The following is a 14,861-nucleotide window of genomic DNA, read 5'->3' as shown; positions in this document are numbered from 1 at the left end:
CGAAATCGGCGCGTACGTTCTCGACCTCTGGGCAGAGATGTTTCGGACCGGCGGCCATGTTCGTCGCCGAGGGCGCACGGGGGTGCCTGCAGGCAGTGTTGGACACGCGTCGCGACATCTCTGTGGGCCGGGCTCGCAGCAGCTGGGGTTGGGGCCTGCACGCCTCAGGCTTTCGCGGCGAAGGCACGCTCGCCCGCAGGCAGTGGCGAGGCGACTATGTCCGCCGAGTGATCGTCGGTGATGCGCTCAGCGCCGCTGCTGCCGCGCTGTGTGGGTACTTGATCCACTTCGGACCTGCGGACTCTGTACCCGGGTATGCCTCCACCTGGGCAGCCATGCTGCTCCCGGTCATCTGGCTGGGTTCGATGGTGGTCGCCCGCAGCTACGAGGAGCGGTTCCTGTGGGTGGGGCCGGATGAGTTCCGGCGGGTGTTCTTCGCCGCGGTCATGCTCCTGGCCGCGCTGGGCACGGTCTCCTGGGCACTCCGACTCGACGTGGCCAGGGGGTTCGTGATCGTGGCTGTTCCGCTCACCGCCTCACTCACGCTGATGCAGAGATGTGCGCAGCGGTGGCTCCTGCACCGCGCCCGCCAGCGGGGTGAGCACCTGCAGACGACCTTGCTGGTTGGGCATCGACGTGCAGTGGCGGCCCTTGACGAGCAGCTGGAGCGGGAAGCTCAGCACGGCTACCGGGTCATCGGGTGCTGCCTGCCGGCGGACCAGTACGAGGCCCGGGCCGATGCGTTCAACGGGCTGCCCGTGCTCGGGGCTCTGGACGAAGTTGCCGACGTCGTCACCCGCTACGAGGTCGACACGGTGGCTGTCCTCCCCTGTCCGGAGCTCGACGGGCCAGCGCTAAGGAGGCTCGGGTGGGCCCTGGAGAAGACGCAGGCCGAACTGCTGCTCGCGCCGGCGGTGACCGAGATCGTCGGACCACGAGTGCGGATCCGTCCCGTCTGCGGGCTGCCACTCCTGCACATGGAGCGCCCAGAGTTGCGGGGAGTTCGGCGGCTGACCAAGGACACGTTCGATCGGACGGCCGCTGCTCTGGGGATGCTGTTCCTGGCGCCGGTGTTCATAGGGCTGGCGCTGGCTGTAGGGCTGACCAGCCGGGGTGGCGTGTTCTACCGCCAGGAGCGCGTCGGCCGTGATGGCCAGACCTTCAACATGCTGAAGTTCCGCAGCATGTTGTCCGGAGCCGACCGAATGGTCAGGGACCTGGCAGCCAACAGCAGCGGTAACGGCGTCCTCTTCAAGATGAAGACCGACCCTCGGGTCACACGGGTGGGCCGCGTTCTGCGGAGATACTCGCTCGATGAGCTGCCCCAGCTCATCAACGTCGTCCGCGGGGACATGTCCCTCGTCGGTCCGCGCCCCCCCTTACCGACGGAGGTCGAGCGCTACGGCTTCGACATGCAGCGTCGGTTCCTGGTCAAGCCGGGTATTACAGGACTTTGGCAGGTCAGCGGGCGCTCGGACCTTTCCTGGGACGACTCGGTGCGGATCGACGTCCGGTACGTGGAGAACTGGTCGCTGGCCTTCGACTTCATGATTCTCTGGAAGACCATCGGCGCGGTGGTGCGCGGGTCGGGTGCCTACTGACCGCGCCCGCTAACCGGGTGGTGGCAGCTCGCCGGGCAAGTTTGACTGCCCACGAGGCGCGGGCACCCTGGGCCGTGATCCGCTTTGGGGCCAAGCAATGGCTTCGTCAGAGCCACGGAGGCGGCGATCATGAGGATCTCAGTCATCGGCTGCGGCTATCTCGGTGCTGTGCACGCAGCTTCCCTGGTCGAGCTCGGCCACGAGGTCGTTGGCGTAGATGTCGACGAGCGCAAAGTGGCGTCACTGCGTCAGGGGCGCTCACCGTTCTACGAGCCCGGATTCCAAGACTTGCTGAGCCAGTCGCTGAAGTCTGGCCGACTGGCATTCAGTACCGACGTCGCCGTCGCCGCCGGTGCTCGCGTCCACTTCATCTGCGTGGGCACACCGCAGAAGCACGGTGAGTACGCGGCCGACTTGCGATTCGTGCAGGCAGCCGCAGAGTCCCTGCTGCTCGTGGTTGAGCCTGGCGACGTCGTGGTCGGCAAGTCCACAGTTCCCGTGGGTACGGCTGCCGGCCTGTCGCAGATGTTCGCCGAGAAGGTCCCGGGCACGCTGCTGGCGTGGAACCCCGAGTTCCTGCGGGAGGGGTTTGCCGTCCGTGACACCCTGCACCCTGACCGCCTCGTTTACGGCGTGGAGCAGGCATCTGAAGCGGACCCAGCGGCGGCAGTGCTCGATGAGGTGTACGCCCGCATATTGGCGCGGGGCGTGCCCAAGGTGGTCACCGATTACGCCACGGCGGAGATGGTGAAGACCGCAGCCAACTCGTTCCTCGCCACGAAGATCTCGTTCATCAATGCCATGGCCGAGCTGTGCGAGGCGACCGGGGCAGATGTGAAACAGCTCGCTGATGCGATCGGCTACGACGAGCGCATCGGGCGCCGGTTTCTCAACGCTGGCCTCGGCTTCGGCGGGGGCTGCCTGCCCAAGGACATCCGCGCGTTCATGGCCCGCGCCGGCGAGCTGGGTGCTGACCAGGCGCTGACTTTTCTGCGAGAGGTCGACAGCATCAACATGCGCCGGCGCATCCGCATGGTGGAGCTGGCTCGAGAAGTCTGCGACGGCTCATTGCTGGGCAAGCGCGTCGCGGTCCTGGGTGCGGCATTCAAGCCGGACAGCGACGACATCCGTGACTCACCTGCGCTCAACGTCGCGCAGCAGTTACAGCTACAGGGGGCCGTCGTGCGGGTCACGGACCCCGCCGCCATCGAGAACAGCCGCCGCGAGTGGCCGCACCTGGACTACGCCACGACCCCCGAGGAGGCGGCCGAGGGCGCCGACGCCGTTCTCGTCCTCACGGAATGGAAGCAGTACCGAGAGCTGGACCCGGTCGCCTTCGGCGAGGTCGTGCGTCAGAAGCGGGTGCTGGACGGGCGTAACGCCCTGAGTCGCACTGCTTGGACCGAGGCCGGCTGGACCTATCGGGCGCTGGGCCGCCGGGCCGGCTGACCTTTCGGTCTCACTCGGCGGAGGGGAGGTCAGGGGCGTCGCAGACCGCATCCCACTACCGTTGTGACCTGCACGAGTGCCCGCTGAGCAGTGGGCCGCCGGACGGGTCTCGCTCCGGTGGGGGGATGACGGCTTGAGGAGTCAGCAGACGATGCGCATGCTCGTCACCGGGGGTGCCGGTTTCATCGGTGCCAACTTCGTGCACCAGACGTTGCGCGACCACCCCGAGTTCGAGGTCACGGTCCTCGACGCGCTGACCTACGCCGGCAACCAGGGCTCACTCGCTGCCGTTCGCGACGATATCGAGTTCGTGCACGGCTCGGTGGCCGATCCCGAGGTCGTCGACCGGCTCGTGGGACGCAGTGACGTCGTCGTCCACTTCGCCGCCGAGTCGCACAACGACAACTCGCTGCGCGATCCTTCGCCGTTCCTCACGACCAACATCGTCGGCACGTTCACGCTGCTGGAGGCCGTGCGAAAGCACGGCGTCCGCTACCACCACATCTCCACCGACGAGGTCTACGGCGACCTGGAGCTCGATGACCCGGCGAAGTTCACGCCGGAGACGCCGTACAACCCGAGCAGCCCCTACTCCTCGACCAAGGCCGGCTCCGATTTGCTGGTGCGGGCGTGGGTGCGCTCGTTCGGCATCCACGCCACCATCTCGAACTGCTCCAACAACTACGGGCCGTATCAGCACGTCGAGAAGTTCATCCCGCGGCAGATCACCAATGTGCTCTCCGGCCTGCGCCCCAAGCTCTACGGCGCGGGTGAGAACGTGCGCGACTGGATCCACGTGGAGGACCACAACTCCGCGGTGCACGCCATCCTCGACCGCGGGCGATCCGGTGAGACGTACCTGATCGGTGCCGACGGCGAGCAGAACAACCGCGAGGTGCTCGGCCTGATCCTGGAGCTCACCGGCCAGCCGGCCGACGCCTTCGACTCGGTGACCGACCGCGTCGGCCACGACCTGCGCTACGCCATCGACGCCACGAAGCTGCGCACCGAGCTGAGCTGGACGCCGCGGTACACCGAGTTCCGCGACGGCCTGGCCGCCACGATCGACTGGTACCGCGAGAACGAGAACTGGTGGCGTCCGCTGAAGGATGGCGTCGAGGCGCAGTACGCGGCCCAGGGACAGTGAACGCGGTCATCGTCGGCGCGGGCGGCCAGCTCGGTCGGGCGCTCCGGCGTGAGTTCCCGGATGCCGTGGCGCTGGACCGCGCGGCGCTCGACGTCACCGACCCGGGAGCCGTGCGCGCGTACGACTGGTCCGGTGTCGACGTCGTCCTCAACGCTGCCGCCTGGACCGCGGTCGACGCGGCCGAGCACCCGGCCAACCTCGGTGCGGTGCGGGCCGCGAACGTCGACGCGGTGGGCCACCTGGCCGATGCCGCGGAGAAGCACGGCTTCGCGCTCGTGCACCTCTCCAGCGAATACGTCTTCGACGGGAGCCATGACGGGCCGATCCCGGAGGGCCTCGAGCCCTCGCCGCTGAGCGTCTACGGGCGCAGCAAGGCAGACGGCGACGTCCGCGCCATCGCGATCGAGCGGCACTGGCTGGTGCGCACCACCTGGGTGGTGGGGGAGGGCGGCAACTTCGTCCGGACCATGGCGGGCCTGGCCGACCGCGGCATCTCCCCGTCGGTGGTGGACGACCAGATCGGCCGCCTCACCTTCGCGAGCGAGCTCGCGGCCGGCATCCGGCACCTCGTCGAGAGCCAAGCGCCCTACGGCACCTACAACCTCACCGGCGACGGCGAACCGGCGAGCTGGGCCGACGTCGCCGCTGCCGTCTTCACCGCCCGCGGCCGCTCCGCCGCCGACGTCACCCGGGTGATCACCACCGAGTACTACGCCGGGAAGACCGGCATCGCCCCGCGGCCGCTGAACAGCGTGCTCGACCTGGCGAAGATCCGGGCCGCCGGGTTCCGGCCCCGCGACTGGCGTGCGGGTCTGACCGAGCACCTGGCGCCCGTCGGCGCCGGGACGGCACACCGCCCTTAGGCGACCGGCCGCAGTGGAGGTTGCTGCCACGCTTCCGTCGACGCCCGTGAGCTGCTCATCAGGTGGAGCGGCTCAGGGAGTTGGACCCGCCCGAAGCGCCCCCTCTGGGCGCTCGGTCAGGTGGCGGTGCGTGACCGGAACCGGGCCGATCCCGTACCTTCGCGGGCATGGCACGGGGAGGGTTCGAGCGACCGCCGCTGTCGGTGATCGTGCTGATGATCGTCGGCGTTCTCACGCTCGTCGCGGCCTCCGTGGCAGTCGCGACGCGCGAGCCCGCCATCTCGGCGGCCGAGGCCGACAGGCTGAACGACGAGGCGCGGGCGGCGGGGCTGCAGACCGACGAGCCGGAGCGACGACTCACCCTTCCAGCGGACCCCCGGCTACTGATCTTTGGCGACTCGTACACCACCGGCTTCGGCGCGGAGCCGGCTACTGACGGCTGGGCCTACGAGGCCATCGAGCAGCTCGGCTGGCCGTCCCTGCGATCCGGTGCGGGTGGCACCGGGTACACCACCGGATCCGAGCAGGACTCGCGCACCTACCTCGAGCGGCTGCAGGAAGTGATCAGCGCGGGGGAGCTTGCGCCCAACGTGGTCGTCTTTCAGGGCGGGCTCAACGACAGCCGGGCCACGACAGGCGAGATCGCCGACGCGGTGCAGGCAACGATCGGTGCCGCGCAGCAGGCATGGCCCGACGCCGTGATCGTCGTCGTGGGCCCCGCCGCCCCGGAGCCTCTGGACAGCGCGCTGGCGCCGATCGACGACGGCGTCCGGGCGGGAGTGAGCCGCACCGATGCCATCTACATCAGCCCGCTGTCCGAGGACTGGTTCACCGAGGCCAACAGTGAGCAGTACGCCTTCACGGACGGCTCGCATCTGAACAGCGAGGGCCACGCCTACTTCGCGGAGCGCTTCCTGGTGGAGTTCCGCGAGCTGGCCGGGTTGACCGTGCCAGCCGCGCCCTGATCGTCAGGTAGCGATGCCCAGGCGGGTGAGGTTGCGGATGCCGAACTCGCCGACGCGGAACGAGTAGTTCGGGGCGGTGCCCTGGTCGGAGCGGATCTGCACCTGGAGCACCCCGGTGGTGGAGGCGGGGACGACCTGCTCGACGTAGAAGACGCCGGCGGTGATGTCGGTGTTGACGCGGAGCCACGCCAGGTTCTCGGGGTTGGTGGCTCCGACGAATTTCGCCATCACCTCGACCTTGGAACCCTGGGCCTCGACGCCGACTGTGGTCATCTTGAAGGAGAGCGACAGGCGGTCTCCGGCCGAGAACATCGAGGTGCCGATGCTCTGCTCCAGGACGTGGGTGTCGGTGGCGGTGCGGGTGCACTCGTAGGCCTTGCCGCCCCGGAAGGCGGCGTCGGTGACGACGCTCTCCACGAAGCCGGTGCCAGCGGACGACGTCCAGCCGGTAGGCACGGCCGTCCCGTTGAGCATCAGCCCGTTGGTGATCAGGTTCGTGGTGTCGACGTTGTCGCTCGGCGTCCAGGCGCGGGTCGGCCGAGGCCCGGCGGCCGGGGCGAGGGTGTCGACGAGGGCCTGCGCCATCGCCTTCATGCCGACCTTGTTCGGGTGGGTGACATCAGCGAACCACCCGGCCTTGTAGCCGCCCGTCGCCGGGTTCACGAGGATGTCGTAGAAGTTGACCAGCCGCAGTCGATTCAGCGAGGCGTAGCGGGGCAGCCACCCGTTCAGGGTCCTGATCTTCGTCTGGATCTGGGCGTTGCTGTCGTTGCTCGGCGGGATGGTCGTGAGCACCGGCTCGATCCCGGCGGCTCGCAGAGCCGCGACGATCAGCGGAATGTTCGTCATGGCAGGGGCGGCGGTGCCGTCGTTGGTGCCGCAGGTGACGACGCAGACGTCCGGCTTCGGGTTGAGTCCGGTGACCTCTCCGACGCGGGCGAGCACCTGGGCGCTGGTGTCGCCGGGCTTGCCAGCGTTCCAGCGGTACTGGATGCGGCCTTCAGACAGGAGCGCCGACAGGATCGGCACGGACGCCCAGTAGTCGTTCTGCGCCTGGTTGAAGTTCTGCCCGGCGGTGATGGAGTCGCCGAGGGCTGCCAGCTTGATCGCCCCGCCGAGGACTCCCGCCTCGGTGACCACCAGCCGGGAGGCCGCCCTCTGGGCCACTTTCCGAGGCACCTCGGGCAGGTCGTCGTCGGCGAACGCGGTGGCGTTCTGGCCCAGCGAGTCGCTGCGCAGGTAAGTCCATCTGCGCTCAGCGGCGGTGTCGTCGAGATAAACGACGCTGGCCGCCCCCACCCGGCCGGTACCGAGCACCGGCGCGGTGAAGAAGTCGATGTTCTCCGGCGTCACGCCGCGCAGCGAGTAATCCAGCTGCACCATGTCGGCGTTGCTCAGTCTGTCGTCCACCGCCACCGCGTCGGTCACCGCGCGCAGCGCGCCGTCGAGCCGGGTCGGGCTGCTGAACGTGTCGGAGCTGAACAGCTTGCCGAACATCGCCTGCAGGTACTGCTGCTGCCGCTTCACGCGGTCGAAGTCACCCACCGGCAGGTCGTAGCGCTGGCCCAGGTACCAGCGGACCTGCCCGCCGTTCAGAACAGCAGGAGGCGGGGGCTTCGTGCCCCTACGGGGCAGGCGGAACGGTCAGTGGGCGCCGCGCGACGGCGGGGCGATCGAACCCGCGACGACGACGTTCAGCTCAGCGGTGAGCTCGGCGTCCTCGTCGGCGATGCGCACGGCACGGCCGATGACCGCAGCCAGCAGCAGCGCGACCACCATCCAGCAACTTGCAACCAGCCACAGTGCGCTCATGAGTTCTTCCTACGGGAGGACCAGGCCCGGGAAGAGCCGACCGATCAGGCATGCCTTGCCAAAACGGGCGGCCACTTCAGTGGGCTCGCCTTCTACCCGGGACGCGTGGGGTCCATTCATGCCGATGTGACGATTGGGACTCGACGCGAGCACCCAGCGTGAGCCGGGCGTCATGTTTCGCCACGTTCCTGCCGATGAACTGCTCGTGTGGTGGCTCTGGGTAGTAGGTGGACTTGTCGCGTGGTTCGTCCTCGCCTTCGGGCTGGCGCTCGTCATCGGCCGGAGCATCCGGACCGCTGACCTCCGCACCCCGGATTCGACGGGCCTGCTGACCACCGCGGACCTCGCCCCGCAGGCTGCCCCCGGTCGCGTGCGGCGCCGCGCCGTGCCGCTGCCCCCGATCGGCATCGCGCTCGCCGCCCTCGCCGTCGGCTTGATGACCGTCGGCTACGGCTTCCGGTTGTCCGGCACCACCAGTCCGCTCGCCCGGGCCCTCTCCATGGACGATCCTTTCTCCCTGCCTCGGATGTACGTGGCGGCTCTCTTCGGCGCCGCGGCTCTCGCGGCCGTTGCCGGCGCGGGTACCACGCGCCGCACCTGGTGGCTCGCCGTCGCCGTGGTGGCCGGCGGCATCGCCGCGGTCAAGGCCGGCAGCACCGTGCACGTCGACGCCAAGGTGGCACTGACCGGAGCGGTCGGTACGCAGGGAGCCGTGCTGATCAGCGTGACGGCGGCTGCCGTCGTCGTCTCCGGGCTGTTCGTCCTCAGTCGCACCGAACGCCGTGACCGCCGCCGGGTCCTCGGCGCGCTCACCGGGTATGCCGTGGCCTCCGTCGGGCTCTCCGCGCTCAGCTCGGCCGTGCCCGGTGGCTGGGCTGCGACGGCCACCTACCTCGAGGAGTCCGGCGAGGCGCTCGCCGGCGTCGCGTTCCTCGTCGCCGTGCTCGTCGGTGTCGCGCCGCGCCTGGCGCTCCCGGCGGACTGGGCGCTGCGCCGTACCGCCGACGCCGAGACCCTCGACGTGCGCGAGGCCCTTCCGGGTCGGCCGACCGGGGACGGGCTGCGGGGCTGACGCCCGTTCAGAGGCCGGGGCGCACCACGCCGCACCGGCAGGCGTACAGGCTCGACCCGCTGAACGGGTCGGCGCCGGCGTAGCGGAACCAGTGCACGTGGCGGGCGCCCGCCGCGCGGAGCTGCGACTGCCGCTCCGCGTTCGATGCCGGAATCACTCCGCTGGGCGCGTGCATGGTCGCACTGTGCCACCTGGAGCAGCGGCGGAGAAGACCTCCGATCGGAAATCAGCGGTGACGCATCGCGCCGGGTGCTGCCTTCCCTTGGCCCGACCGGGTCAGCGCGGGACGTTGGGAAGTGCGTCGTCCTCGAACTCCGCGGCGTTCTGGGCCAGCGAGTCGTTCCGCAGATAGCCCCACATGCGCTCGCACGCGCCGTCGTCCAGGTAGACGACACTGGCCGCCCCCTCGCGGCCGGTGCCGAGCACCGGGGCCGTGAAGTAGTCGATGTCGCCCGGAGTGACGTCGCGCAGGGAGTAGGCCAGGGACAACAGATCTCCGTTGCCCAGGGCGTCGTCGATGCTCACCGCGCTCGTCACGGCGAGCAGCGCCGCGTCCAGCCGTTGGGGGTCGGTGAACGTGTCCGCGCTGAAGAGCTTCTCGAACATGGCGCGGAGGTACTGCTGCTGACGCTTGACCCGGTCGAAGTCCCCGCCCGGCAGGTTCTTGCGCTGCTGGAGGTACTGCCGCACCTGGGCGCCGTCGAGGTGGTTGACGCCTTCCTCGAAGGTGTACCCCTGGTGGGTCGTGGTCTCGGCGACCCTCACGTCGACGCCGCCGAGATCATCGGTCACCTGGATGAGCCCGTCGAAGTCGATCGCCACGTAGTGGTCGATCCGCACCTCGGTCAGCTGCTCGACGGTCTGGATGAGCAGTGACGGGCCACCGAACGCGTAACTGGCGTTGATCTTGTTCCTGCCGTGCCCAGGGATGTCGACCCAGGAGTCCCGGGGGATCGAGACCAGTTGGGCGTGCCGGCGGTCCGCGGTGAACCGGGCGAGCATGATCGCATCGGAGCGGCCGTCCGGATCCTCGCCCTCGGCCACGTCGGCGCGGGTGTCGGAGCCGACCAGGAGGAAGGTGACCGGGTCGTCGCCCGCCTCCTGCACCGGCGTCGCGGGAGCGGGCCGGCTGTCGGCGTCCAGGTCGGCGAAGACGTCCGGGACGCGGTCGATGTTGCCCGCCCATCGGTCGGTCAGGTACCAGAGTCCGCCGCCGACGAGGAGCGCGAGGACGAGTCCGAGGACCCCCAGACTGATCAGCACCCGGCGCAGAGCCCGGCGTCGGCCGGACGTGCGCGAGGTGTCGGCGGCGTCGGGAGCCGCCCCCTCGGAGGTCTCCTCCTCCGGAGCCGGCGCGGGCAGCAGCGCATCCCGCGCCTGCCCGCTCTCCACGTCGTCCCGCATGCCGCGCCCCCGAATGGCAGATGAAGGGTCGAATGTACGGCCGGGCGTCGGCGAAGCGGGCCTGCGCTTCCCCCGGCGGAGTGAGGACGCGGCGCTCCGGCTGGCCGGATGCCCCGTCCGGGCGGACTTCCCGCAGGGATTTGGCCCTTCCTGCTGTGCGCGTTCTAGGGTCGGAGTCCACCAGTGCGAGCCGGACGTCTGCGCCGGAAGTCATCTCGCCGGACATCTTGGAGTGTGCGTGAAGATCTCGGTCATCGGCTGCGGCTATCTCGGTGCCGTGCATGCGGCGTCGATGGCGGAGCTCGGGCATGACGTCGTGGGCATCGATGTCGACGAGGCGAAGGTCGAGTGGCTGTCCCGGGCGAAGGCGCCGTTCTTCGAGCCCGGCTTCGACGACCTGCTGGCGCGCACCCTGGCGACCGGGCGCCTGCGCTTCTCCACCGACTTCGCCGACGCGGCCGGCTCGTCGGTCCACTTCGTCTGCGTCGGGACTCCGCAGAAGCGCGGCGAGTACGCCGCCGACATGCGCTACGTGCAGGGCGCGGTCGAGTCGCTCTTGGACGTCCTGAAGGTCGGGGACCTGGTGGTCGGCAAGTCCACCGTGCCGGTGGGAACCGCGGCGGCCCTCGCAGCGCTCGTGGAGAGCAAGGTGCCGGGTGCGCTGCTGGCGTGGAACCCCGAGTTCCTGCGGGAGGGTTTCGCGGTGCAGGACACCCTGCACCCCGATCGGCTGGTCTACGGTCTGCCGGCAGGCGCGGACGGGGACACTGCCCGCGCCCTGCTCGACGAGGTGTACGCGACGATCGTGGACCGGGGCACGCCCAAGGTGGAGAGCGACTACGCCACCGCCGAGATGGTGAAGACGGCGGCCAATTCCTTCCTGGCCACGAAGATCTCTTTCATCAACGCGATGGCGGAGCTCTGCGAGGCCACCGGCGCCGACGTGAAGCTCCTCGCCGACGCGATCGGTTACGACGACCGGATCGGCCGCAAGTTCTTGAACGCCGGGCTCGGGTTCGGTGGCGGGTGCCTGCCCAAGGACATCCGCGCGTTCATGGCCCGCGCCGGTGAGCTGGGTGCGGACCAGGCGCTCACGTTCCTGCGCGAGGTCGACAACATCAACATGCGCCGGCGGATCCGCATGGTCGAGCTGGCCCGCGAGGTCTGCGACGGGTCATTGCTCGGCAAGCGGGTGGCGGTGCTGGGTGCGGCCTTCAAGCCCGACAGCGACGACATCCGGGACTCCCCGGCGCTCAACGTCGCCGCCCAGCTGCAGTTGCAGGGGGCTGTCGTGCAGGTCACCGACCCGGCGGCGGGCGACAACATCCGGCGCAACTGGCCGCAGCTCGACGTCGTCGACACGCCCGAGCAGGCGGCGCACCGCGCGGACGCCGTCCTCGTGCTCACCGAGTGGAAGCAGTACCGGGAGCTCGACCCCGCCGCCTTCGGGAAGCTGGTGAAGCAGAAGCGCGTGCTGGATGGCCGCAACGCCCTCGACCGCGAAGCATGGACCGCCGCAGGGTGGGCTTACCGGGCGCTCGGCCGCCGCGCCGGCTGACCTCGCTGCCGGCGGGCGCCTGTACGACACCGCGGCGGAGCACCTGCCCGAACAGCACGCCGACGGGAAGGGCCACCGCCAACCACACGATCACCAGCATCAGCACCCGGGTGACTCCTACCTCTTTTGGTGGTACCTGCTCGACGACCAGCCGCTCACTGTCAGCACCCCGATGGGCACGACAGGTGAGGCACCGCCGTGTACGCGCGGGGACGGGCGGGTGAGGGGGCGATCGGCAGCCACCTGAAGAGCCCATCCGAGCTAGATCGAGGTTCGACGTCCACGATCTAATCGTGATTACCTACAGTCACATGGCGGGCAGTTGGCCCGTCGGCAGCGCGGAGGTTAAGAGTGAGATCCGTCGTCACGGGGGCAGCCGGCTTTGTCGGATCCCACCTGTCCGAGCACCTGCTGGCCCAGGGCGACGAGGTCGTCGGCATCGACGTCTTCACCGACTACTACGACACGGGCATCAAGGAGCGCAACCTCGAGGCCGCCCTCGGGAACGAACGGTTCACCCTCGTCCGCGGCGACCTGCTGACCGCCCCGCTGGCCGAGCTGTTCGCAGGTGCCGACGTCGTGTACCACCTGGCGGGTCAGCCCGGGGTCCGCCCGTCCTGGGGCTCGGACTTCACCACGTACGTGTCGCACAACGTGCTGGCCACCCAGGCGGTCCTGGAAGCGGCGCGCACGGTGGAGCTGAAGAAGCTGGTGTACGCCTCCAGCTCGAGCGTGTACGGCGACGCGGAGTCCTATCCGACGTCGGAGCAGGTGCGCCCACAGCCGATCTCGCCCTACGGCGTCACCAAGCTCGCCGCGGAGCACCTCTGCGAGCTGTACCGCACGGCTTTCGGCGTCCCGACCGCCTCGCTGCGGTTCTTCACCGTCTACGGCCCCCGGCAGCGCCCCGACATGGCGTTCAGTCGCCTGGTCGCCGCCGGCCTCGAGGGCACGGTCTTCGAGCTCTACGGCACCGGTGAGCAGACCCGGGACTTCACCTACGTCGGCGACATCGTGCGGGCGCTGCACGATGCGGCGACCTCGGACTTCGTGGGTGTCGCCAACATCGGCGGCGGCAGCCGGACCTCGATGAACGAGGTCGTCGACATCGTCTCCGACCTCGCCGGTGAACCGGATGTCCGCCGGCTCGCGAAGGTTCGAGGTGACGTCAAGGACACAGCTGCCGATACGCAGGTCGCCCGGGACGGGTTCGGCTATGCGCCGCAGGTCTCGCTGCGGGACGGGTTGGCGCTGATGGTCGAGGCGGCGCGGGGCACCGGAGGCGGTGCGGCAGCAGCGGGTGCGAGCGGAACGGGGAACGCGACATGAGCGACCGACGGGGTGCGGGAGCGCCGCAACCGGACCACCAGGGCCCCAGCTCGGGTGCACCCCGATGACGGCCGACCTGGGCAGCAGCCGGCCGGCCGGTCGGAGCGAGCTCGACATCGTGCCCACGGTGTTCGCCGACAACTTCGCCGTCGAGTTCCAGGCGGAGCCAGAGGTCGTTCCCGCGCCGGTCCCCGTGGCAGGGGACCTGCCCACTGCTACCGAGGAGCGCGCACGCCACCGGGTCGAGCGACTCCGCCGGGCCTTCCGGGTGCCGGCGATGCTCCTGCTCGCCGTGGACGTGGCGGCCTTCTCCGCCGCCACGCTGCTGACCGGCACGGCTCAGCTCAAGGGACTCGTCCTGCTGCTGCTCGTGGTGGCGCTGTACCAGCACGCCGGGCTGTACCGGTCACGCTTCACCTTCTCGATCCTGAACGACGCGCCGACCCTGATCGGGCGGGGCGTCGGCGCGGGCGCCGTCGTGATGGTGCTCGGAGGACTGCAGGACGGCCGCGCCGGCACGGCCCGGCTGGCCACGGCCGTGCTCTTCGTGGTCTTCTGCCTGCTCGGTCGCGCCGCGGTCTACCACGGGATCCGCGTCGCTCGCCGTCGGCACCGCCTCCAGCAGCACACCCTGCTGCTCGGAGCGGGTCAGGTCGCCGGCACCCTTGCCGAGAACCTGCTCGAGCACCCCGAGTACGGCTTGATCCCTGAAGGCTTCGTCGAGGACCACCCGCTCCTCGACGAAGGCGAGCGCCCGGTGCCCGTGCTGGGCCGCTATGAGGACCTCACCCGCGTCCTGGTCGAGCACCAGATCGACATGGTCATCGTCACCTACGGCTCCGTCCGGGAACCCTCGATGGTGAGCCTCCTGCGCGCCTGCGACCGCCTGGACTGCGAGATCTTCTTCGTGCCCCGGCTCTACGAGCTGCACACCGCGACCAAGGACACCGAGGTGCTGTGGGGTGTTCCCCTGGTCCGCCTGCGGCGGGCACCGTTCCGCACCCGGGCCTGGACCGGCAAGCGGATCTTCGACGTCACCATCTCCGGCTTGGGCCTGTCTCTCATTGCGCCGATCATGCTCGTCTGCGCGGCCATGGCCAGGTACGAGACGGGCTCGGCCATCTTCCGCCAGCAGCGCATCGGCCTGGACGGACGCCCGTTCGAGATCCTCAAGTTCTGCTCGCTGCGACCCGCGGCCGTCAGCGAGTCCACGACGAAGTGGAACATCGCCGAGGACGGCCGGGTCGGGCCCTTCGGCAGGTTCCTGCGCCGGACGTCGCTGGACGAACTGCCTCAGCTGTGGAACGTGCTCCGCGGCGACATGAGCCTGGTCGGCCCGCGCCCCGAGCGACCGTTCTTCGTGGACGAGTTCGCCCGCCGCTACCCCTGGTACACCGCCCGGCACCGGGTGCCTGCCGGTCTGACCGGTTGGGCCCAGGTCCACGGCCTGCGGGGAGACACCTCGATCGCCGACCGCGCCAAGTTCGACAACTTCTACATCGAGAACTGGTCGATGTGGGGCGACATCAAGATCTTGCTGCGTACCGTGGGCAAGGTGCTGGGCGCAGCGGGTCGGTGACGCCCATTGTGAGGATGCAGTGGCCGGAGCTCCTTCCCGGCACCGGCGGTGTCGTGTCCAATCGAGCACCAGGATTCGGCGC

The 14,861-nt window shown here is 69.6% G+C and carries 13 protein-coding genes; 9 read left to right on the top strand and 4 right to left on the bottom strand.

Translation table 11 applies throughout. From position 1 onward, the window contains the following. Positions 1-56: 56 nt before the first annotated feature. From LBW97_RS08010 to LBW97_RS07990, 5 genes are all read left to right on the top strand, one after another. Positions 57-1,601, top strand: a complete 1,545-nt coding sequence (locus LBW97_RS08010; RefSeq protein WP_224498873.1) for a sugar transferase — start codon at positions 57-59, stop codon at positions 1,599-1,601. A gap of 129 nt (positions 1,602-1,730) precedes the next feature. Then, positions 1,731-3,050 (top strand): UDP-glucose/GDP-mannose dehydrogenase family protein, encoded by a 1,320-nt coding sequence (locus LBW97_RS08005; RefSeq protein ID WP_224498872.1) that lies wholly within the window; start codon positions 1,731-1,733, stop codon positions 3,048-3,050. A 151-nt stretch (positions 3,051-3,201) separates the two neighbouring features. Continuing rightward, positions 3,202-4,197: a dTDP-glucose 4,6-dehydratase gene (rfbB, locus tag LBW97_RS08000; RefSeq protein WP_224498871.1), complete on the top strand. Its 996-nt coding sequence runs from the start codon at positions 3,202-3,204 to the stop codon at positions 4,195-4,197. Then, positions 4,194-5,060: an NAD(P)-dependent oxidoreductase gene (locus LBW97_RS07995; RefSeq protein WP_224498870.1), complete on the top strand. Its 867-nt coding sequence runs from the start codon at positions 4,194-4,196 to the stop codon at positions 5,058-5,060. The genes rfbB and LBW97_RS07995 overlap by 4 nt, the downstream gene beginning before the upstream one ends. Before the next feature lie 203 nt (positions 5,061-5,263). Further along, positions 5,264-6,025 carry an SGNH/GDSL hydrolase family protein gene (locus LBW97_RS07990; RefSeq protein WP_224498869.1) on the top strand — a complete coding sequence of 254 codons (762 nt, stop codon included), beginning with the start codon at positions 5,264-5,266 and terminating at the stop codon, positions 6,023-6,025. A gap of 3 nt (positions 6,026-6,028) precedes the next feature. On the opposite strand, the gene LBW97_RS07985 is transcribed toward LBW97_RS07990, so the two are convergent. Together LBW97_RS07985 and LBW97_RS07980 are read right to left on the bottom strand one after the other, a co-directional pair. Further along, positions 6,029-7,570: a GDSL-type esterase/lipase family protein gene (locus LBW97_RS07985; protein WP_224498868.1), complete on the bottom strand. Its 1,542-nt coding sequence runs from the start codon at positions 7,568-7,570 to the stop codon at positions 6,029-6,031. A 99-nt stretch (positions 7,571-7,669) separates the two neighbouring features. Further along, the gene (locus LBW97_RS07980; RefSeq protein WP_224498867.1) at positions 7,670-7,837 is read right to left on the bottom strand and encodes a hypothetical protein; all 168 of its coding nucleotides are present in this window, start codon (positions 7,835-7,837) and stop codon (positions 7,670-7,672) included. 172 nt (positions 7,838-8,009) lie between these two features. Here LBW97_RS07980 and LBW97_RS07975 point away from each other — a divergent pair, with 172 nt between their 5' ends. Then, positions 8,010-8,909, top strand: coding sequence for a hypothetical protein (locus tag LBW97_RS07975; protein ID WP_224498866.1), 900 nt, complete (start codon positions 8,010-8,012; stop codon positions 8,907-8,909). A 7-nt stretch (positions 8,910-8,916) separates the two neighbouring features. Here LBW97_RS07975 and LBW97_RS07970 read toward each other — a convergent pair whose 3' ends face one another. Then, on the bottom strand, positions 8,917-9,084 hold the full coding sequence (locus tag LBW97_RS07970; RefSeq protein ID WP_224498865.1) for a hypothetical protein: 168 nt from the start codon (positions 9,082-9,084) through the stop codon (positions 8,917-8,919). A 101-nt stretch (positions 9,085-9,185) separates the two neighbouring features. Continuing rightward, the gene (locus LBW97_RS07965) at positions 9,186-10,313 is read right to left on the bottom strand and encodes an LCP family protein (protein ID WP_224498864.1); all 1,128 of its coding nucleotides are present in this window, start codon (positions 10,311-10,313) and stop codon (positions 9,186-9,188) included. Between the two features lie 238 nt (positions 10,314-10,551). Between LBW97_RS07965 and LBW97_RS07960 the strand changes: the two genes are divergently transcribed. From LBW97_RS07960 to LBW97_RS07950, 3 genes are all read left to right on the top strand, one after another. After that, complete coding sequence (locus LBW97_RS07960) at positions 10,552-11,871, top strand: UDP-glucose/GDP-mannose dehydrogenase family protein (RefSeq protein WP_224498863.1); 1,320 nt, start codon at positions 10,552-10,554, stop codon at positions 11,869-11,871. A 351-nt stretch (positions 11,872-12,222) separates the two neighbouring features. After that, the gene (locus LBW97_RS07955) at positions 12,223-13,200 is read left to right on the top strand and encodes an NAD-dependent epimerase/dehydratase family protein (protein WP_224498862.1); all 978 of its coding nucleotides are present in this window, start codon (positions 12,223-12,225) and stop codon (positions 13,198-13,200) included. 64 nt (positions 13,201-13,264) lie between these two features. Further along, positions 13,265-14,779, top strand: a complete 1,515-nt coding sequence (locus LBW97_RS07950; protein ID WP_224498861.1) for a sugar transferase — start codon at positions 13,265-13,267, stop codon at positions 14,777-14,779. Positions 14,780-14,861 lie beyond the last annotated feature (82 nt).

It is taken from the genome of Blastococcus sp. LR1 (assembly GCF_020166105.1).
Taxonomy (GTDB): Bacteria; Actinomycetota; Actinomycetes; order Mycobacteriales; family Geodermatophilaceae; genus Blastococcus.
The sequence above is the reverse complement of the archived record's forward strand: the minus strand, read 5'-3'. Positions and strand labels throughout refer to the sequence as shown.